General features: G+C 70.0%; 19 protein-coding genes. 8 read left to right on the forward strand and 11 right to left on the reverse strand.

The window, feature by feature from the left end; translation table 11 throughout:
- Positions 1-352 (reverse strand): Y-family DNA polymerase (locus tag NS3_RS18580; protein ID WP_444980680.1); only part of this gene is annotated, 352 nt, incomplete at its 3' end.
- A gap of 16 nt (positions 353-368) precedes the next feature.
- A complete protein-coding gene (imuA', locus tag NS3_RS18585; protein WP_157101415.1) occupies positions 369-1136 on the reverse strand; it encodes a DnaE2-dependent mutagenesis accessory factor ImuA' in 768 nt (255 codons plus the stop codon).
- Positions 1137-1362: 226 nt separating this feature from the next.
- Here imuA' and NS3_RS18590 point away from each other — a divergent pair, with 226 nt between their 5' ends.
- Positions 1363-2478 (forward strand): serine/threonine-protein kinase, encoded by a 1116-nt coding sequence (locus tag NS3_RS18590; RefSeq protein WP_067861369.1) that lies wholly within the window; start codon positions 1363-1365, stop codon positions 2476-2478.
- 22 nt (positions 2479-2500) lie between these two features.
- Here the strand turns inward: NS3_RS18590 and NS3_RS18595 are convergent, their stop codons facing one another.
- A complete protein-coding gene (locus NS3_RS18595) occupies positions 2501-3136 on the reverse strand; it encodes a response regulator (RefSeq protein WP_157101422.1) in 636 nt (211 codons plus the stop codon).
- Positions 3137-3210: 74 nt separating this feature from the next.
- Positions 3211-4755 carry an ATP-binding protein gene (locus NS3_RS18600; RefSeq protein ID WP_174550491.1) on the reverse strand — a complete coding sequence of 515 codons (1545 nt, stop codon included), beginning with the start codon at positions 4753-4755 and terminating at the stop codon, positions 3211-3213.
- Between the two features lie 266 nt (positions 4756-5021).
- On the opposite strand from NS3_RS18600, the gene NS3_RS18605 reads away from it, so the two are divergent.
- The 3 genes from NS3_RS18605 to NS3_RS18615 all read left to right on the forward strand — a co-directional run bounded on the left by NS3_RS18605 (position 5022) and on the right by NS3_RS18615 (position 7642).
- Positions 5022-5663: an MspA family porin gene (locus tag NS3_RS18605; RefSeq protein ID WP_067861371.1), complete on the forward strand. Its 642-nt coding sequence runs from the start codon at positions 5022-5024 to the stop codon at positions 5661-5663.
- A 100-nt stretch (positions 5664-5763) separates the two neighbouring features.
- The gene (locus tag NS3_RS18610; RefSeq protein WP_084495732.1) at positions 5764-7428 is read left to right on the forward strand and encodes a PspC domain-containing protein; all 1665 of its coding nucleotides are present in this window, start codon (positions 5764-5766) and stop codon (positions 7426-7428) included.
- Positions 7421-7642: a hypothetical protein gene (locus NS3_RS18615; protein ID WP_067861372.1), complete on the forward strand. Its 222-nt coding sequence runs from the start codon at positions 7421-7423 to the stop codon at positions 7640-7642. Before NS3_RS18610 ends, NS3_RS18615 begins: the two co-directional genes overlap by 8 nt.
- Before the next feature lie 22 nt (positions 7643-7664).
- Here the strand turns inward: NS3_RS18615 and guaA are convergent, their stop codons facing one another.
- From guaA to guaB, 3 genes are all read right to left on the reverse strand, one after another.
- Complete coding sequence (guaA, locus tag NS3_RS18620) at positions 7665-9239, reverse strand: glutamine-hydrolyzing GMP synthase (protein WP_067861376.1); 1575 nt, start codon at positions 9237-9239, stop codon at positions 7665-7667.
- 61 nt (positions 9240-9300) lie between these two features.
- Complete coding sequence (locus NS3_RS18625) at positions 9301-10467, reverse strand: GuaB3 family IMP dehydrogenase-related protein (RefSeq protein ID WP_067861381.1); 1167 nt, start codon at positions 10465-10467, stop codon at positions 9301-9303.
- 229 nt (positions 10468-10696) lie between these two features.
- Positions 10697-12241 (reverse strand): IMP dehydrogenase, encoded by a 1545-nt coding sequence (gene guaB, locus NS3_RS18630; RefSeq protein WP_281205917.1) that lies wholly within the window; start codon positions 12239-12241, stop codon positions 10697-10699.
- Positions 12242-12467: 226 nt separating this feature from the next.
- Here guaB and NS3_RS18635 point away from each other — a divergent pair, with 226 nt between their 5' ends.
- Positions 12468-12881 (forward strand): DUF5319 domain-containing protein, encoded by a 414-nt coding sequence (locus NS3_RS18635; protein ID WP_011207424.1) that lies wholly within the window; start codon positions 12468-12470, stop codon positions 12879-12881.
- Positions 12882-13096: 215 nt separating this feature from the next.
- On the opposite strand, the gene NS3_RS18640 is transcribed toward NS3_RS18635, so the two are convergent.
- From NS3_RS18640 to NS3_RS18650, 3 genes are all read right to left on the reverse strand, one after another.
- Positions 13097-14173 carry an anti-sigma-D factor RsdA gene (locus NS3_RS18640; protein ID WP_169811659.1) on the reverse strand — a complete coding sequence of 359 codons (1077 nt, stop codon included), beginning with the start codon at positions 14171-14173 and terminating at the stop codon, positions 13097-13099.
- Positions 14166-14744 carry a sigma-70 family RNA polymerase sigma factor gene (locus tag NS3_RS18645; protein WP_067861384.1) on the reverse strand — a complete coding sequence of 193 codons (579 nt, stop codon included), beginning with the start codon at positions 14742-14744 and terminating at the stop codon, positions 14166-14168. Before NS3_RS18645 ends, NS3_RS18640 begins: the two co-directional genes overlap by 8 nt.
- Before the next feature lie 157 nt (positions 14745-14901).
- A complete protein-coding gene (locus NS3_RS18650) occupies positions 14902-15780 on the reverse strand; it encodes a serine/threonine-protein kinase (protein ID WP_067861385.1) in 879 nt (292 codons plus the stop codon).
- Between the two features lie 630 nt (positions 15781-16410).
- On the opposite strand from NS3_RS18650, the gene NS3_RS18655 reads away from it, so the two are divergent.
- The 3 genes from NS3_RS18655 (at position 16411) to NS3_RS18665 (ending at position 17983) form a co-directional block, all read left to right on the forward strand.
- A complete protein-coding gene (locus NS3_RS18655; protein WP_040794630.1) occupies positions 16411-16704 on the forward strand; it encodes a WhiB family transcriptional regulator in 294 nt (97 codons plus the stop codon).
- 450 nt (positions 16705-17154) lie between these two features.
- Complete coding sequence (locus NS3_RS18660; RefSeq protein WP_067861389.1) at positions 17155-17730, forward strand: sigma-70 family RNA polymerase sigma factor; 576 nt, start codon at positions 17155-17157, stop codon at positions 17728-17730.
- Between the two features lies 1 nt (position 17731).
- Positions 17732-17983, forward strand: a complete 252-nt coding sequence (locus NS3_RS18665; RefSeq protein WP_067861396.1) for an RskA family anti-sigma factor — start codon at positions 17732-17734, stop codon at positions 17981-17983.
- Positions 17984-18299: 316 nt separating this feature from the next.
- On the opposite strand, the gene groL is transcribed toward NS3_RS18665, so the two are convergent.
- Positions 18300-19910, reverse strand: coding sequence for a chaperonin GroEL (gene groL / locus NS3_RS18670; RefSeq protein ID WP_067861397.1), 1611 nt, complete (start codon positions 19908-19910; stop codon positions 18300-18302).
- Between the last annotated feature and the right edge of the window lie 53 nt (positions 19911-19963).

Consider the following 19963-nt stretch of genomic DNA (forward strand, 5'->3'; position numbering starts at 1 on the left):
CGGCCCCGCGCGCGCCGAGCACGAGCAGTCCGGGCCGCAGCACCTCGACGCCGGGCGCCGTCGCCTCGACCGCCGCGACCACCGGATCGAACAATCGCGCGTCCCGATCCGGGTCGGCCTGCGCCAGATACAGATCCGGGCAGCACACCTGCGCCTCCCGCCGCCGTGCGCCGCGCCGTACCCCCTCGGCCCGCGCGGTCGCCGAGCACGCCGACACCCGGCCCGCCGCCAGCACCGCCACCGGTCGCGACGCGGGCACCCCGGCCGCGGCCGCCGCGGCGACCGCGGGCCAGTCCTGGCACCACACCGCCAGCACCCGATTCGCCCGAGTCCGAGCCGCCGACGCGGTCACGCCGAGGTAGCGCGGCTCACGACACCGCTCCGCGCGCGACGGAGAGGTCGCCGGACGTTTGCTCCCCGCCCACGGTGCACCAATCCACGCGACCGCCGTTGGGGCGCAACTCGATTCGACCGCAGCGCGGCGGTCCCGCCCGATGCGCGGCCGCCACGTCGAGGCAGAACGAGCGCAGCCTGCCGTGTCCCGCGCCGAGCCCGGCGTATCCGGCGATCCTGGCGTCCATCCGCACGGTGGCGTCGGGCCAGTGGCCGTCGGTGACCACCAGGGTGGCGCCCTTGGCCCGGGCGCGGGCGGCGATCACCCTGGCCCGGGAAGGCGGCACGCTCGCTCCGCGCAGGCCGAGCACGATCAGGTCGATGCCGTCGAGCAGGACCGCGGCGATCTCGACCGGGTCCGGTCCCGGCTCCGGGATCACGGCCAATCTGCCCAGTTCGGCACCCATTTCCGCGGCGGCGAGCAGGCCGAAACCTGGCAGCCCGGCGACGGCGGCGTGCTTGCCGTGCGCGGTCGCCGCGGCCAGCATGCCCGCCAGCAGCGATCGGGCCCCGGTGTAGGACACCACCGTCCCGGCGCCGAGCCCGCCGCCGGGCAGCAGATCGGCCAGGGCGGGCGGCACCGGTAGCGTCTCGCGCTGATCCCGCGCCGCGGGCCGCCTGCCCGCCGACGATTCACCCCGGCTCGGCACGGCCGCCATCCGGCGCCGCAACTCGGCCAGTTTCCGTTGCCTCTCGGTCTCCCGCCGCTGTCTCTCGACCTCATACAGTGTGTCCGCACCCATCACCAGCACCCACTTTCCCGATGGCCCCGCGGCGAAGCCGAGCGATGAACTTCGAGCGCCAGCATCGTTTCAGCTATCGATCTGCATCGAATATACGTTCGAATGCCTGAGAACAGAAGACCACCCCGGAAGATCACCGCGGCGCCCCTGTCCGCACTCCTGCGCGGGCGGTGAGGGCCGAGGCGAATCAGGCCGCCTACCACCGAATTCGGCTACCCTGCACACCATGATCGATCGTGCCCGTCCCATCGTCGGCCCCGACTATCTGGTCGCAGGCCGCTACCGCCTCCGTGCCAAACTGGGTGGTGGCGGCATGGGCGCGGTGTGGCTGGCCCACGACCGGCTGCTCGACCGGGAAGTCGCGATCAAGCAGGTGCTTTCCACCGCGGGCCTGCCGGAGGCCGAAGCCGCCCGCATCCGCGAACAGATCGTGCACGAGGGCCGGGTCGCGGCCAAGCTCTCCCACGAGCACGCCATCGCCGTCTACGACGTGGTGCTCGAAGCAGGCGAACCCTGGCTGGTGATGGAACACTTACCCTCGCGCAGCGTGGCGCGGGCCCTCGGTATGGTCGACACGCTGCCGGTGCTCGAAGTCGCCCAGATCGGCGCGCAGGTCGCCGACGCGCTGGCCGCGGCGCACGCGGTGGGCATCGTGCACCGCGACATCAAGCCGGGCAACATCCTCGTCGCCGACCGCGGTCCTCGCGTCGGCTACGCCAAGCTCAGCGACTTCGGCATCTCGCGAGGCGCGGGCGACGCCGCCGACGAACCGGACGGCATCATCACCGGCACCCCCGCCTACCTGCCGCCCGAGGTGGCCCGCGGCGCGCAGCCCACCACCGCCAGCGATGTGTTCTCCCTCGGCGCCACCCTCTACACCGCCATCGAGGGGCAGCCGCCGTTCGGCATGGACGACGACAGCGATGTCCTGGTGCATCGGGCCGCGATGGCCCAGATCATCCCGCCGCAGCGCACCGGCGAGCTCACCGCCGCGCTGCTGCACATGCTGGAACCGGCCCCGCAGCGCAGGCCGACGATGGCGCAGGCGCGCGACGAGATCCTCGCGGCCGCGTTCGGACCCGGCACCGCCTCCTACATCCTCGGCGCGCCGGTGCGCACCGAGGACGGCACCATTCCGTCCTGGGCCACCCGCAACGGCTCCATCGGCCTGCGCAGCCCGCATTCGGCGCCGCTGCCGCGCCCGCATCGCGGCGCGACCGCACCGCAGGCCCAGCGCGGGCGGGCAGCCGCGCCCAAGCAGGCCAATGCCGCGCTCGCGGTCACCATCGGCCTGCTCATCGGGCTGATCATCATCATCGGCGTCATCGTCATCGCCATGTGAGGATCCCGCCCGCGAGTACGCCTCAGTCGATACGGCGGCGGTGCGCCCAACGGGTCAGCGCGTTGCGATTGGACTGCTGGGTCTTACGCAACACATTGGAGGCGTGCGTCTCGACGGTCTTCACCGAGATGAACAGCGTCTCGGCGATCTCGCGGTAGGTGTAGCCGCGTGCCAGCAGGCGCAGTACCTCGAGTTCCCTGGGCGTCAGCGAATCCAGTTCCGGGTCGAGCGGCGGCTCGGGCACCGGCGAACGACCTGTGAAGGAGTCCAGCACGAAACCGGCCAGCCGCGGGCTGAACACGGCATCGCCACCGGCCACCCGGCGGATGCCGTCGGCCAGCTCCGCCCCGGAGATCGTCTTGGTGACGTAGCCGCGCGCACCCGCGCGGATCACCGCGATCACGTCCTCGGCGGCATCGGACACGCTCAACGCCAGGCACACCGGACCGTCCTCGATTCCCGAGAGCACCGCCACCCCGCCGCCGTCGGGCATGTGCACGTCCAGCAGCACCACATCGGGGCGGGTGCCCTCGATACCGGCGATCGCCTCGGCCACCCCGCCCGCCTCACCGACCACCTCGAGATCGGCCTCCCGGCTCAGTTCCGCCCGCACCCCCGATCGGAACACCGCGTGATCGTCGACGAGAAAGACCCGCACGGTCACCTGTTCGTCTCCTCACCTGTCCGCCGGCCCGGACACGCTCCGGCCGCACACCATCGGTACCACATCTGCTAGTTCCCGGCCCCCGAGGCGAACCCGAACCCCGAGGCGAACTCGTGCGCAGACGCGCGGCCGCGCGGCGGTACGGGGCCGGCGACGGACGAGGAGTCGCCCGACCCCGGCGAAGACGCCGGGGCCGGATCGGACGCAGGCGGGGGGTCTGTCGGCGGCAAGGGGTCGGAGACCTCCGGCTCGGACGCGGCGGCGTCACGTGCGTCGGCGTCGGCCTCGGAGTCGGGCCCGACTGCACCGGTGTCACTGCGAGGCATGAAGATGCGAACCTCGGTGCCGCGTCCCGGCGTGGACAGGATCTCCACCCGGCCGCCCCTGCGCTCGATCCGCCCCCGGACCGACTTGGCCAGTCCCTGCCGATCCGCGGACACCGCCGCCGGGTCGAAACCGGCGCCGCGATCCCGCACGAACACGCTCACCTGATGCGGCTCCACTTCGGCGAACAAGTCGACCGTCGGCACACCGGCGTGCTTGGCGGCATTGACCATCGCCTCCCTGGCCGCGCCGAGCAGAGCCGTGAAGTGCTCCTTGGGCAGGCCGGACCCCGAGTCGGCGACATCCATCGTGACGTCGCCGACGGTGACCGGCGTGACCTTCACCCCGTGCTGATCCTCCACCTCGCCCGCGATGGTGCGCAGAGCCGCGGCGAGACTGGAGTGCGCGGGCCCGCTGTCCTCGAACAGCCAGCGCCGCAACTCCCGTTCCTGGCTACGCGCCAGCCGCACCACCTCGTGCGGGTTCTCGGCCTGTCGCTGGATGAGCGCCAGCGTCTGCAGCACCGAATCGTGCAGGTGCGAGGCGATCTCCTCGCGTTCTTCGTTGCGAATCCTGGCGGCGCGCTCGGTGTCGAGCGCCCTGGCCATCCGCAGCCACAGCGGCACGGTCAACAGCCCGCCGCCGACCAGCGTGACCACCACCGCGATCAGCGCCGACCCGAGCGAGCTCAGATCGATGCGGGCCAGCACCAGCACACCGAGACCGAGCACCACCAGGGTCGTACCGGCGACGATGCGCGCCCAGGTGATCACCGTCGGGCGGGCGGGCAGACCGAACAGCGAGCGCGGTCCGTCGGTGTCGTACTCACGCCACACCAGCGCCGCACCGACCGCGACGACCACGACCGGCGCGATCACCTTCGCGGCCACGGTCGCGTTCATCAGCCAGGAGATCGCGATGGCCAGGCCGATCCCGAGCATCGCCAGGCCGATCGCCTGCCTGCGCTCGGTGGCGGAGGGCTCGTCGGAGTCGTAACCGCCGGGGGTGAAGACCCACAGCATGCCGTAGGCGACGATCCCCGCACCGGCCAGCGCCGACAGCAGGACGAACACCATCCGAATGGTGAACACGTCCAGCCCGAGATGGTCGGACAGACCACCGGCCACCCCACCGACGATCCGTCCCCCCGAGCGCCGGACCAGGCGCACCGGCGGACTGCCCACATCGAGCACCGGCGTGGGCCCGTAACCGCGCGCGGGCACCGCCGGATCCCCCCAGGCGGGTGCTGCGCCGCGGGCGGCCTCGAACATGGGACCGGTCGGGTACATAGCTTCGATACTGGCACGCCGACCGGACACCGAGCATCGGGATTCCCCCTGATCTTCACCCCTACCGGCCGATGTTCGCGCAGGTCATCGCATCTCCGGGCGGGCGGCATGCGGTGGGCACACCGCTCGTCCCGCTCGAAACCCGCTGTCGGCAAAGACTTTCCAAGCTTTCTTTCAGCTGAGCGGGGCAGGATCGTTTCGACCGAACCGGATGAGACCGGGGAGCGCACCTCGCGTGGGGCGGGGTGGAATCGAGGGGGAAGCACATGTATGCAAAGACGGGCGCGCTCGTCGCCGCGCTGATCACCGGTTGTGTCCTCGCGGCGGCGCCCGCGGCGAACGCGGCGCAACTGCCGCCGCACGAGCGCACCTACACCGCACCCGACGGCGCGCAGTTCACCGTCGGCCACCGCGATCACCAGGTGCGCCCGGCCGCGTCGCTCAACCTGATGCCGACCAACCGCGACGTCTTCGTCGACAACACCTTCTACGGGCGGGTCAGCGAGGGGACGGGCCTGCTGAAGGCGGGCTACCTGGTGGCCTGCGCGGTCGATCTGACCACCGAGCTGGACCTGCACGCCGGAATCGACATGAACGCGGATCTGCGCGTCGGACTGTCACTGGGCGTGGAGTCCCTGGTGCCGAACCTCGACCTCGGTGTCGGGCCGAGTCTCGGTGCGGGGCTTGGCGTCGACCTGACGCTGGAGCCCGGCAAGGTCACCGACGTGCCGGCCGGCGAGCACGCGCTCACGCCGGGTTCGGACGGCTATGTCTACAGCCGGGACCGCCACATCCACGTGGCGGGCTGCGGAGGGCCGCTCACCGTCCAGCCGTACGCGCTGATCACCGTCGACACAACGGAGGTCAGCGCAGAAGGAGCAGTCGTGGGAGACCCGTTCACCATGTGATCGGCGGAGGTGACCCTGGTCCGCCGGACTCGGCGGGTCCGGTGGATTTTCAGGGTTACCCCCGATGCGATCGGCCGCACCCGCGCTCACCATGGAGAACATGACCAGAACGAGCTTCGGGGATCAGCTCCAGCAGATATGGCGGACGCGGCCGGTGCGGCTTCCGCGGCACGGCCCGATCGCGGGCGTCGCCGCGGGTTTCGGCCGACGCTACAACGTCGACCCGGTGCTGATCCGGGTCGCGTTCGTGGTCTCGAGCATGTTCGGCGGCGCGGGCATCATGCTGTACCTGCTGGCCTGGTTGCTGCTGGCCGAGGAGGGTGAGCGGCTCTCACCGGCCGAATCGCTGTTCGGCCGCAAGCAGTACGGCGAGCAGACCGGCCAGTCGCAGACCAAGACGATCGTGCTCATGGTCGCGCTCGCCATCGCGGTCACCACGGTCGGACCCATCGGGGTCGAGATGGCCGGGTCCGGGATGATCAGCCTCGCGCTGATGCTGGCGGGCTGGTGGATGCTGTTCATGCGCTTCCCGCAGCCGCCGCCGGGCACCAGTCCATGGGATGCCGACGACGTCCCCACGACCGCGACCGGCTATCCGGGGACGGCGTTCCCGGCCGCTCCGCCGCGGCCCCCCGGCGCGTACTACTCGCCGTTCGGGTCGTCGGCTCCCCCGCAGGCCGCGCAGTCCCCGGCGCCGCCGATGTACACGCCCTATACGAAGCTGCCGGAGTACTACGAGCCCGACCCGAGGACCGACGTGACCGTCTCCGATCCCGCCGCATCCACCCCCGCGGCCCCTGAAGCCCCGGAAGCCGAAAACCCGAAGCCGTCCACCTCGGCATCCGCCACGGCATCCGATTCGTCCCCCACCACGAGCCCGAATCCGGAGAAGCCCGCCGACACGGACAACCCCGCCACGCAAGGCACCGCCGCCACGCAAGACACCGCAGAGGCGAGCGACACTCCGAAAACGGCAGACCCGGCCCCGGCGGACGGCATCGGACCGAACCTCCGGAAATCGCCCAGCGGCGACGGCGGATCGCCCACCGCTACCCGCGACCCCCTGCCGACCGGACTGCCCGGCCTGGACACCCCGGTCCCGCCGGCCTGGGATCCGCTGGGCGTCGCTCCGCTGGCCTGGGATCTGCCGGACCCCACGCCGGCGTGCCCGATCGCCACCGTCGAGCCGGAGCGACCGCGTTCCCGGTTCACCCCGGTCGTGCTCGGCCTGGCCATCCTGGCCGCCGCCGGTGCGGGCGCGCTCGCCGCGGCGGGCGTGGAGTGGATGACACCGGGCCGTATCGCCGCCGTCGCGCTCGCCGTGATCGGGCTGGGTCTGGTGGCGGGCGCGTTCCTCCGGCGCGGCCACGGCCTGCTCGTGGTGACCGCTCCCCTGGCCGGCTTCGTCCTGCTCGCTTCGCTGATCGGCCCGATCGACATCGACAGCACCACCATGGGCACGCGCGAATGGGCCCCCGCATCGGTCGCCGACCTGGAGTCGCGATACCAGCTCACGATGGGTGATGCCACGCTCGACCTGCGCTCGGTGCAGCTCACCGAGGACCGTACGGTCGACATCGACGTGCGGATGGGCGAGGTGCGTATCCTCGTGCCCGCCGACATGACCCTGCGTACCGACTGCGACGTCTCGATCGGCGAAATGCAGTGTCCTTCGGGTATATCCGGCCCGAACACACCGGGCGCCCCGGTCCTCGACCTGAACATCGACGTCCATATGGGCAATGTGGAGGTGCACCGTGACTGAGCACACCGAGCACAAGGACACCGCGAGCGCGCGCCGCGGCCGAGTCTCCGTCTCACTGCTGATCACCGGATTCGTGGCGCTGGTCATCAGCGTCTGGGGACTGGCGGGCGGCGCCGCCACCATCGGTGGCGCCGTCTCCCTCGGCTGGGTCCTGGTGATCGGCGCCATCGTCATCGGCCTGCTGCTGGTGATCACACCCCAGCGCAGGCGTTAGAGCCGCAGGCCGCCGGGCGCCGTCACTCCCACTCGATGGTGCCCGGCGGCTTGCTGGTCACGTCCAGCACGACCCGGTTGACCTCGGCCACCTCGTTGGTGATCCGGGTCGAGATGCGTTCGAGCACCTCGTAGGGCAGCCGAGTCCAGTCCGCCGTCATGGCGTCCTCGCTCGAGACCGGGCGCAACACGATGGGATGGCCGTAGGTGCGGCCGTCGCCCTGCACGCCGACGCTGCGCACATCGGCGAGCAGCACCACCGGGCACTGCCAGATCTGCCCGTCCAGCCCCGCCACGGTCAACTCCTCGCGGGCGATGGCGTCGGCCTGACGCAGCGTCTCCAGCCGGTCGGCATTCACCTCGCCGATGATGCGGATCGCCAGACCCGGACCGGGGAACGGCTGACGGGCCACGATCTCCTCGGGCAGCCCCAGCTCGCGACCGACCGCGCGCACCTCGTCCTTGAACAGCAGGCGCAGCGGCTCGACCAGTTCGAACTCGAGATCCTCGGGCAGACCGCCGACATTGTGGTGCGACTTGATGTTCGCGGTGCCCGAGCCACCGCCGGACTCCACCACATCCGGGTAGAGCGTGCCCTGCACCAGGAACTCCACCTTCGGCAGCGCACCGTCCGCCTCGCCCTGCTCGGTGACGACCTCACGCACCGCGTCCTCGAAGGAGCGGATGAACTCGCGGCCGATGATCTTGCGCTTCTGCTCGGGGTCGGTCACGCCCGACAGTTCACCCAGGAACTTGTCCACCGCGTCGACGGTCACCAGCTTGGCGCCGGTCGAGGCGACGAAATCCTGCTGCACCTGCTCGCGCTCTCCGGCCCGCAACAGGCCGTGGTCGACGAATACACAGGTCAGCCGGTCTCCGATGGCACGCTGCACGAGCGCCGCGGCGACCGCGCTGTCCACGCCGCCGGACAGGCCGCAGATGGCGTGGCCGTCGCCGATCTGCTCACGGACCTGCTCGATCAGGCTCTCGGCGATGCTGGCGGGCGTCCAGGAAGCCGGGATGCCCGCCAGCTCGTGCAGGAACCGGCTGAGCACCTGCTGGCCGTGCGGGGAGTGCAGCACCTCGGGGTGGTACTGCACACCGGCGAGCCTGCGGGCCCTGTCCTCGAAGGCGGCGACCGGAGCGCCCGCGGTCGTGCCGGTGACCTCGAACCCGTCGGGCGCGTCGGTGACCGCGTCGCCGTGGCTCATCCACACCGGCTGGATCGTGGGCAGACCACCGTGCAGCAGGCCGCCGTCGATATTGAGCTCGGTGCGGCCGTACTCACGGGTGCCGGTGTGGGTGACGGTGCCGCCGAGCGCCTGCGCCATCGCCTGGAAGCCGTAGCAGATGCCGAAGACCGGCAGGCCCAGATCGAACAGTCGCGGATCCAGCTGCGGCGCGCCCTCGGCGTACACGCTCGACGGACCACCCGAGAGGATCACCGCCAGCGGCTTGCGCTCGGTGATCTCCTCCACCGTGACGGTGTGCGGGACCACCTCGGAGTAGACGCTCGCCTCACGAACCCGACGGGCGATCAGCTGGGCGTATTGCGCGCCGAAGTCGATGACGAGGACCGGTCTCTGGGATTCTGCCACCGGCCCAGTCTAGTGAGGCGCCCGGCGCCGAAACGCACGGGCATCCCCGGTGCGTGCGAGGTCAGGCACGCACGCTCAAGCCGACCTTCTGGAACTCCTTGAGATCGGAGTAGCCCGCCTTGGCCATCGAACGGCGCAGGCCGCCGACCAGGTTGAGCGAACCGAACGGATCGTCGGACGGTCCGAACAGCACCCGCTCCAGGCTCGGCCTGCTCAGCTGTTCGCCGGGCGCACCCTCGAAGTCCAGGCTCAGGTCCTCGACCTGCAGCAGCGAACCGCGGGGCACCGAGGGATGGGCGGCCGCCGAGGGCCAGTACCAGCCCCGTCCGGGTGCCTCCTCGGCCACGGCCAGCGGCACGCCGAGCATCGCCGCGTCCGCGCCGCACGCGATGGCCTTGGCCAGGTGGCCCGAGGTCGCGATGTCGCCGTCGGCGATGACGTGCACGTAGCGGCCGCCGGTCTCGTCCAGGTAGTCGCGTCGCGCGGCCGCCGCGTCGGCGATCGCGGTGGCCATCGGCACACCGATGCCGAGCACCTCGCCGGTGGTCGTGGCGCCGGGGAACGAGCCGTAGCCGACGATCACGCCCGCCGCGCCGGTACGCATCAGGTGCAGCGCGGTGCGGTGATCGCTCACGCCGCCCGCCACCACCGGCACATCCAGCTCGGCGATGAAGGTCTTGAGGTTCAGCGGCTCGCCGTCGCCGACGTGCTCGGCGGAGATGATGGTGCCGTGCACCACCAGCAGGTCGATACCGGCCTGCACCAGGCCGGGGGTGAACAGGCGGGCGTTCTGCGGGCTCACGCGCACCGAGACGGTCACCCCGGCGGCGCGCACCTCGGCCACCGCGGCGGCCAGCAGATCCGGTTGCAGCGGCGCGGCGTGCAACTGCTGCAGGAACGCCACCGCGTGCTCGTACCGGCCCTGCTCGGCCAGATCGACCAGCTGCTCGATCTTGGCCTCGACATCGGCGTGCCTGGCCCACAGGCCCTCACCGTTGATGACGCCGAGCCCGCCCAGTCTGCCCAGCTCCACCGCCATTTTCGGGGACACCAGCGCGTCGGTCGGGTGCGTCACCAGCGGAATCTCGAACCGGTAGGCGTCGAGTTGCCAGCCCAGCGAGACCTGCTTCGACGAGCGGGTCCGCCGCGAAGGAACGATGTCCACATCGTCCAGTTCGTAGGTACGCCGGGCCGTCCGGCCCATGCCGATCTCGACCATGTCGCGCACGTGAATGTCCTTTCGGTATCGGAAGTGCCGCTGCCCGACCGAGTGCCGTCGCAGTACGGCGTGTTCGCGGCCCCCGAATCCTCGCGAACGTGCTCGCTTCGACTCCCCCACACGCGGGGTGTCGCGAGCGTGATGGTTCTCGCAGTCTCGCGCCGGTGGAGAGACTATCGCGGACAGCAGTGACGGCCGGACCCCGGTGTCGGGCGGGTTCCGGCCGTCGGTGCGAGCGTTACTGGCGGCCCGTGTAGTTGGGGGCCTCCACCGTCATGGTGACGTCGTGTGGATGACTCTCCTTCAGCCCGGCCGCGGTGATCTGCACGAACTGCGCTTCCTGCAGATGAGCGATCGACTGCGAGCCGGTGTAGCCCATCGCGGCCCGCAGACCGCCGACGAGTTGGTGGATCACCTGGCTGACCGGACCGCGGAAGGGCACCCGCCCCTCGATGCCCTCGGGCACCAGTTTGTCCTCGGCGAGCACGTCGTCCTGGAAGTAGCGGTCCTTGGAGAACGACTTGGCCTGGCCGCGGCCCTGCATGGCGCCCAGCGAACCCATGCCGCGGTAGCTCTTGAACTGCTTGCCGCCGACCAGGATCAGCTCACCCGGTGATTCGGCGGTGCCCGCCAGCAGCGAGCCGAGCATCACCGTCGACGCGCCCGCCGCGATGGCCTTGGCGATATCGCCGGAGAACTGGATGCCGCCGTCGGCGATCACCGGCACGCCCGCGGGCTTGCAGACCGAGACGGCCTCCAGGATCGCGGTGATCTGCGGCGCGCCGACACCGGCGACGACCCGGGTGGTGCAGATCGAGCCGGGGCCCACGCCGACCTTGATCGCGTCCGCACCCGCCTCGACGAGCGCGGCGGCGCCCTGCCTGGTGGCGATATTGCCGCCGACGACCTGGATGCGATCGCCGACCTCGGCTTTGACCTTGGCGACCATCTGCAGCACCTGCGACTGGTGACCGTGCGCGGTGTCCACCACCAGCACATCCACGCCGGCGTCGGCCAGCGTCATCGCCCGCGACCAGGCGTCCTCGCCGACCCCGACCGCGGCGCCGACCAGCAGCCTGCCGTCGCGGTCCTTGGTGGCGTTCGGGTACTGATCGGTCTTGACGAAGTCCTTGACGGTGATCAGGCCGCGCAGCCTGCCGTTGCCGTCGACGATCGGCAGCTTCTCCACCTTGTGGCGGCGCAGCAGCCCCAGCGCGGCCTCCGCGGTCACGCCCTCCTGGGCGGTGATCAGCGGGGCCTTGGTCATCACGTCGGCGACCCGGCGGTTCTGGTCGACCTCGAAACGCATGTCGCGGTTGGTGATGATGCCCACCAGCGCGCCGGTCTCGTCGACCACCGGCAGGCCGGAGATGCGGAACCGCGCGCACATGGCGTCCACGTCGGCGAGGGTGTCGCTCGGGCGACAGGTCACCGGATCGGTCACCATGCCGGCCTCGGAGCGCTTCACGGTCTCCACCTGTGCGGCCTGATCGGCCGTGGACAGATTGCGGTGCAGCACACCCATGCCGCCCGCGCGCGCCATGGCGATGGCCATCCTGGCCTCGGTGACGGTATCCATGGCCGAACTCACCAGCGGTGTCCGGAGCCGGATTTCTCTGGTGAGGTTGCTGGAGGTCTCGACAGAGCTGGGAATCAGGTCCGAAGCGGCGGGCAGCAACAGCACGTCGTCGAACGTGAGCCCGAGCATGGCGATCTTGTTCGGATCGTCGCCACCCGTAGGGGGGCGGACTGCGATTCGTTCGCCCGGTACGGGATTACTCATTCGGATCGACCCCTCCTGGACGTCGAACAGCGGCAGGCGCCGGGGAGCGGCGTCGCGCACAACTGATGGAATGGACGGTGGCAGCGGGATCAGCGTGTCGGGTACTTCTCCAGCGCCTGCCCATCATGGTATCTGTACAGCGAACCGGCCCCGGACCGAGCCTGCCCACGAAACTGGCGCGCGGCAGCGCTGGCGCAGACCACCCTGTTCTGCGTACCGTGGGTGTGTGCGTGACCATCTACCACCTGGCTTGCCGCCGGATCCATTCGCCGGAGACCCCTCCGACCCGTCCGCCGCGCTCGATGCCATCGAGCCGGGCGAACCGCTGGATCCCCACGAGCGCCTTGCGGTCGAGGAGGATCTCGCCGACCTCGCGGTCTACGAAGCGTTACTGGCCCACCGTGGCATCCGCGGGCTCGTGGTCAGCTGCGAGGACTGCCGACAAGATCACTACCACGACTGGGACATGCTGCGCGCCAATCTGCTGCAATTGCTGGTGGACGGCACGGTGCGCCCGCACGAGCCCGCCTATGATCCGACCCCCGAGGCCTACGTCACGTGGGATTACTGTCGCGGCTACGCGGACGCGTCGATGAACGAGGCGTTCCACGGCGACGGATTCGACGGATTCGACAGCTGAGTCCCCCCACCTCGCCTTCGGCGGGGTGTTCGGCCGGGTCTTCCTCCCGGCACGATGATGCGCGCTCGCACGGGTCCGCTCACGCCGAGGCTGTCCGCACGCCGCCCGGCGCACGGGGACTCTCCCGGCAGCACCCACGAAGCAAACCCCCGGACGAACGCGAGAACCGACCGCCTGGCAGGCGGTCGGTTCTCGTGAGTTCGTGACGGAATCCGTCAGGTCGTCGGCCCCGGCGACAGCATGCCGGGCGGCAACAACTGCGTCGGGATCTCGGTCGGCAGCGGGATGCCGGCCGACGGGAGGGTCGGGATGATGTCCGACGGCAGGCCGCCGCCGTTGCTCGGCGCCGTGGTCGGCGGAAGCGGTGTCGTCGCCGGGTTCGTGGCCGGCGGCTCGGTCGGCGGCTGCGTGGACGGTTCGGCCGGATCGGTCGGATCGAGGGTCGCATCCGGCGTGTCCGAGGGCTCGACCGCCTGCGTCGGGTTCACCGGATCCGTGGTGCCCTGGTTCGGCGGCAGCATCGTCACAGTGTTGCCGGTTGTCGGATCCACCGTGACGGTGGTACCGGGCCGCGGCACAGTGGACGGCTGCACCGTCTGTTCCAGCTGTGTCGCCAGCTCAGGGGACTTCTCGCGCAGGTCGGTCAGCAACACCTGCCACGCGCGTTCCAGCTCCTGCTTCTTGCTGTTGTCGCTGACCTGGCCCACATTGGTCTGCGCGCGTTCCAGCAGGGCGGCGGCCTGGCTGTAGTTGCCTTGTTCGAGAGCCTGTTCCGCCTGCGAGAGCTCGTTGTCGGCACGCTGCACGACGGTGGTCTGGGCCTGTTCGCTGAACACGACCTCCTTGACCCGCCACAGCGGATCGCCCGGCTCCGCGCTGTAGGAGAACGCGGTGGTTCCGCCGATGATCAGTGCGAGAGCGGCGGCCGCTCCCGTGATGGGGTACAGCAGTCGTAGCTTCCCACGCGCCTGGGCGCCGACACGGACCTTACGAGCGCCGATCTCCTGGTTGACCGCGGCGACGACCGCGTCCAGATCGGGTGCGCTCGGCATCGGCGGGTCGATCAGCTCGGTCCGCCAGTCCGCGAGGAGCGCGGCGAGCTGGAATTCCTCCGCGCTGTCGGTCTGTACCGGACCGCCGCTCACGATGGCGTCGATCAGCGCATCGTCGCGGCGTACCGCAGCGATGTCCACCGGTCCGGCATCACCAGCATCCCCGGCGTAGGGACCGCTGTTCCGCGATCCGCGCCGCGCCTTCCAGTCGCCCCGACCGCGCTCGCCATCCCTAGCCATACATTTCACCTGCCCTCGCCACTTGTGCCTTCAGTTTTGCGAGCGCCCTGTGCTGGGCAACCCGTATCGCCCCCGCCGTACTGCCCACGGCGGCTGCGGTTTCTTCCGCTGACAAACCCATGACCAGGCGCAGGACCAAGATCTCCCGATGCTTTTCGGGCAGAGTCGCGAGCAGACGATTCATCTGCCTGCTCGTCTCCGATTCGAGAGCTCGTTGTTCCGGGCCGTGGTCGGTGGATATGACATCTGGTACTTCGGCCATTGCCTCCGCCTTGTTACGGGCGGCGTTGCGATGGGCGTCGGCGACCTTGTGCGAAGCGATTCCGTAGACGAAGGCCATGAAGGGCCTGCCCTGGTCCTGATACCTGGGCAAGGCTGTCATCACAGCCAGACATACCTCCTGCGCGACATCGTCCGCTGAGAGCTGACCGCGTTCCGCCGCGCCGATACGCGCGCGGCAGTAACGGACAACGAGCGGACGGACCAGCCCCAGTACCTGAGCTAGAGCGGCCCTGTCGCCCTGCGCAGCGGCAGTGACGGCGAGGTCCAACTCTTCGCCCGTATGCGTCATCGTCAGAGATATTCCTGGCGTTACGAGTGGCACGGTCTGCGAGCGACCGGTGCTTCCGCCGAACCGGCGGAACGGAAACAACAATAGCGACACCACCCCCTGCCCCGAGCACTGTGGGCTCTTGTCGCAACAACCGGCGCGGCCTCGGAAGTGATTTTCAGCACGTCCCGGCCGGTCGGAATCGTCCACCCAGATGCAAGATCATCTGCTCGTACGAATTCGCTTCGGCCGCCGCGCAAGTCCGGTCCTCGGGGGTGGCCGCCACGCCGGATCCGAGCATGGCGGTCGCCCACCGCAGCGGCAGCAGACCGTGCTCGGCCGCCCGCTCGCCGACCGCCTCGGCGAGTTCGGCGGCTCGGCCGTGGTCTCCCGCGGCCGCGGTGGCCGCGGCGACGAGCAGTGCCGACTTGATCCGATGCCGCGCCGAGAGTGTCGTCTCGGCCAGCCGCGAGCCGGCTTCGGCGTGCGAGAGCGCCCGGACCGCGTCGCCACCCGCCAGCGCGGTCTCGGCACGGACCCAACACAAGCGGATCCGAGCCCGCACCCGGACGGTCTCGTCGTCGCCGAGCAACGCCCGGACCCTTTCCAGCAGCCGGGCCGCCAGATCCAGCCTGCCCAGGCCGAGCGCGTCGGCGGCCAGACCGGTGAGCGCGTCGCACGCGGCGTCCACCCGGTCCGGGCTCGTGGCCCCGGACTCGGGGCTCACCGCGAGGAGCCCGGGCAGCACCATCGCGGCGGCCCGGCCGTCCCAGCCGGAAGCGGCGGCGTGCCAACCCAGCTGACGCAGCAGTGATCCCGTCGTGCTCGCGGCCAGGGAGGACAACACCGGATCAGGGCGTTGCCGCAGCACCCGCGCCAGTTCCGCCCTGGCCGCCGCGTATCGCCCCTGACCACCGAGCGCGACAGCGCGCAGCCAGGTCGCGAAGGGGTCCGAGACGGCCGGCAACCCGACAGCGGCCACAGCCGGCCGGGCCCCGAACGCCGCGTCGACGAGGATTTCGAATCGAGTATCCGCTAGCGGAACTGGTACGAACACGGGCCGCAGCGTAACCCGGAGCACCGCGGAGCCGAACCGTGCCCGGAGCCCGCGTGGCCCCTTCGGCAAACAATCAGCATTTCCACTCCGGCGCCATGTTTCTATCGGGTAAATCTCCCGGACGAGTAGCGCGACCAACACCGTCGCGAATTCACATCCGTTTCCCGCAATTTACCTGCGCGCCCCGTTCGCGCCATCTTGAAACATACCGCCCAACCTGGTTTGGGCGGTCCCCAGCACACCGACCCCCGAACCGAACGTGAGCCGAGCAACGCGCGCACAGTCTCAAAAACAAGGATCTAGCTGGGGTTACCCGCTAGATCACTTTGCGATCGCACACTGGCGTTCTCTCGGGCAACCGTCCAGTAGTACCGGACTGAAGCATGAATGTAAACAGTGCGGAGGTTAATTTTCACCTTCTCCGATTTGGAAAGCCGGCGCGTCGAACTATTGACGGAAATTCACGGCTGGCCCTAACGTAGCTCATCGCCACGACGGGCGCCGCGCGAAATTGCAGCGACCTCCCGGCGGGCGAGACCCACGGCCACGGCCGATCGGGCCGTACCCGATGACTGTGCAGAAGACAACTGCTCGACGACGCTGACGAGCTCGCATCACAAGGAGTTCACCATGCCCATGCCGACCCACCTCCCCGGACCGAACGCCGACGTCTGGGACTGGCAGATGCGCGGTTCCTGCCGTGGCGTGGACTCGGCGGTCTTCTTCCACCCCGATGGCGAACGCGGCCGGGCTCGCACCGCGCGCGAGATGCGCGCCAAGGAGATCTGCCGCGCCTGCCCGGTGTTGATGCAGTGCCGCAGCCATGCGCTCAAGGTGAGTGAGCCGTACGGCATCTGGGGCGGCATGTCCGAGACCGAACGCGAACTGCACGCCCGGCGCAATCGTCGCCGCATGGCCGTCTGACAGACCGCGCCCCATCCGGCAGACCGCGACCCATCCGGCGCCCGCACCTGCGCCGAATGCCTTGCGGAAACCGACCCGACGCCGGATCGGGCCCCGCTTTCGTCCCATCGAGAACCTCCCGAGCCGACACATTCGGCGAGCCGAGACGGTCAGGTGCGAGATGGACGGGCGCGAAACGGTCGAGGGCGAGATGCCCGAGACCCGGGCCATGTTTCCGACAACTATGGGCGTCCCCCGGGCCGCCGGCTCGTATCACGCCCGGCGTGTCGCGAGTTGCCACAACATAGCCGCAAAATTGCTGAGCCACTGACGGTTTCCGGCACCCACCGGGTGCGCCGGCGATAGCGGCGCGCTAACGTAGTGACCGATGACACAGAATGGAGCGTTGTGACGACGCGGCCGTCGGCCGCAGAGGGCGACTCGGTCCGAAGAGGAGCCACCCCACCTGGTGTGGAGTCTGCGGTGTCGGCACGTGTAACCGAAAGCCTCGAACTAGCCGCGCTGTTGCGCCGATGCGGCCAGGCCGACCAGACCGCTTTCGCAGAACTGTACGACCGGACGAGCTCACGCGTGTTCGGTCTGGTGCTCCGGGTGCTCCAGGATCCCGGGTACGCGGAGGAGACCACCCAGGAGGTCTACCTCCAGATATGGCGCACCGCAGCGAATTTCGATTCCACTCGCGGCTCCGCCATGACCTGGTTGATGACACTCGCCCATCGGCGCGCGGTCGACCGCGTCCGCGCCGAACAGGCCCACACCCTGCGGGAATCCGCCTACGGGGCGCGGGCGGGCGACAACGAGTTCGACCAGGTGGTGGAGGAAGTCGAGCGCAGAGCCGAACAGCGCGCTGTGCTCGCCGGCCTCGCCGACCTCACCGAGACCCAGCGCGAGGCCATCTCGCTGGCCTACTACGGTGGGCGCACCTACGCCGAGGTCGCCGCGCACCTCGGGGTCGGCCTGCCGACCGTGAAATCCCGGATCAGGGATGGTTTGACACGACTGAAGAAAAGTTTGGGGGTGACGTGAGTTGACCGACGCTCGGATCGATCTCGCGCACGCCGTCGCGCTCGGATCGATCGACGACGCAGACCAGCACGCCTTGCACGAAGTGCTCGATGACGAGGATCCCGCCTCCAGAGCGGGATTCCGCGCCGAAGTACTGCGCACCCGGGACGCCCTGGCCGCGCTGGCGGAGGTGACCGCCACCGCCCCACCGCCCGCATTACGGGCTCGCCTTCTCGCGGCCGTCGCCGCCGAGGACTCTCCGACCGCCGGTTGAGGCCGTTCGACGGATATCGTCCTCGAATTCCGTTCCCCTGACACCTCATCCGCCGGGACTTTCCTCCCCGGAACTCGTTCCCGATGTCCTTTTCCTCGATCGCGGCTGTCCGCCGCCGTCTCCCCTGCGCGCTCTCCCCGACTCGATCGACGAGCGCGCCGTCGAAGCCGACCGCGCCGGAGGCAGGCCGAGGGGCGTTCTCGCGCGGTGTCTGCGGCTACGCGGAGAACGCCCCGGCTGGTCGGCCGTGCGCACACGACGGCGCCCCCGGTCGAAACGACCGGGGGCGCCGTGGGTTCACGACCTGATCGGTGGATCAGTGCGCGTGCCCGTGGTGACCGTGATCGTCGGCCTCATCGGCGGGCTTCTCGACGATGGCGCTCTCGGTGGTGAGCACCATGCGCGCCACGGACGCGGCGTTCACCACGGCCGAGCGGGTCACCTTGACCGGGTCGACGACACCGTCGGTGAGCAGATCACCGTAGGTCAGCGTGGCGGCGTTGAAGCCTTCCTTGCCCTCGGCGACCTTGGCGACCACGACCGCACCGTCCATACCGGCATTGGTGGCGATCCAGAACAGCGGCGCCTGCAGCGCCTTACGTACGACCTCGACGCCGACCGCCTCGTCGCCGGACAGCGAGTCGCGCAGCTCGATCAGCTTGGTCGCGGCCTGTACCAGGGCGGTGCCGCCGCCGGGCACGATACCCTCGTCGACGGCGGCCTTGGCCGCGCTCACCGCGTCCTCGACCCGGTACTTGCGCTCCTTGAGCGCGGTCTCGGTGGCCGCGCCGACCTTGATCACCGCGACGCCACCCGCCAGCTTGGCCAGGCGCTCTTCGAGCTTCTCGCGATCCCAGTCCGAATCGGTCGCCTCGATCTCGCGGCGCAGCTGCGCGGAGCGAGCGGCGATGTCCTCGGCGGTGCCCGCACCGTCGATGATCGTGGTCTCGTCCTTGGTGACGACGACCCGGCGCGCGGACCCGAGCACGTCCAGGCCCGCCTCACGCAGCGTGATGCCCAGATCCGGGTTGATCACGGTGCCCGCGGTGACCACGGCCAGGTCGTCGAGGAACGCCTTGCGACGGTCACCGAAGAACGGCGCCTTCACGGCGACGGCCTTGAGGGTCTTGCGGATGGAGTTGACCACCAGGGTCGACAGCGCCTCGCCCTCGACGTCCTCGGCGACGATCAGCACCGGCTTGCCGGCCTCGGCGATCTTCTCCAGCAGCGGCAGCAGGTCGGGCAGCGAGCTGATCTTCTCGCGGTGCAGCAGGATGAGGACGTCCTCGTACACGGCCTGCTGGGTGTCGGTGTCGGTGACGAAGTAGGGCGAGAGGTAGCCCTTGTCGAACTGCACGCCCTCGGTGACGACCAGCTCGGTCTGCATCGTCGAGGACTCCTCGACCGTGACCACGCCGTCCTTGCCGACGGTGTTCAGCGCCTTGCCGACCATCTCGCCGATCTCCTCGTCCCGCGAGGACACGGTCGCGACCTGGGCGATGGCCTGCTCGCCGGAGACCGGGGTAGCGGCGGCCAGCAGTGCCTCGGAGACCACGTCGGTGGCCTTGGCGATGCCGGAGCCCAGGGTGATGGGGTTGGCGCCCGCGGCGACGTTCTTCAGGCCGCCGCGCACCAGCGCCTGCGCCAGCACGGTGGCGGTGGTGGTGCCGTCGCCCGCGACGTCGTTGGTCTTGGTGGCGACGCTCTTGACGAGCTGGGCGCCGAGGTTCTCGAAGGGATCCTCGAGGTCGATGTCACGCGCGATGGTCACACCGTCGTTGGTGACGGTCGGTCCGCCGAACGCCTTGGCGAGCACCACGTGACGACCACGCGGGCCGAGGGTGACCTTGACCGCGTCGGCGAGCTTGTCGACGCCGCGTTCGAGAGCCCGGCGAGCCTTTTCGTCGAACTCGATCTGCTTTGCCATGAGTCCTTTTCCTTGAATGGGGGCTGGAACGACGGTGCCCCGGGCCCCGCTGC

It is taken from the genome of Nocardia shimofusensis NBRC 100134 (genome assembly GCF_001613125.1).
Lineage (GTDB): Bacteria > Actinomycetota > Actinomycetes > Mycobacteriales > Mycobacteriaceae > Nocardia > Nocardia shimofusensis.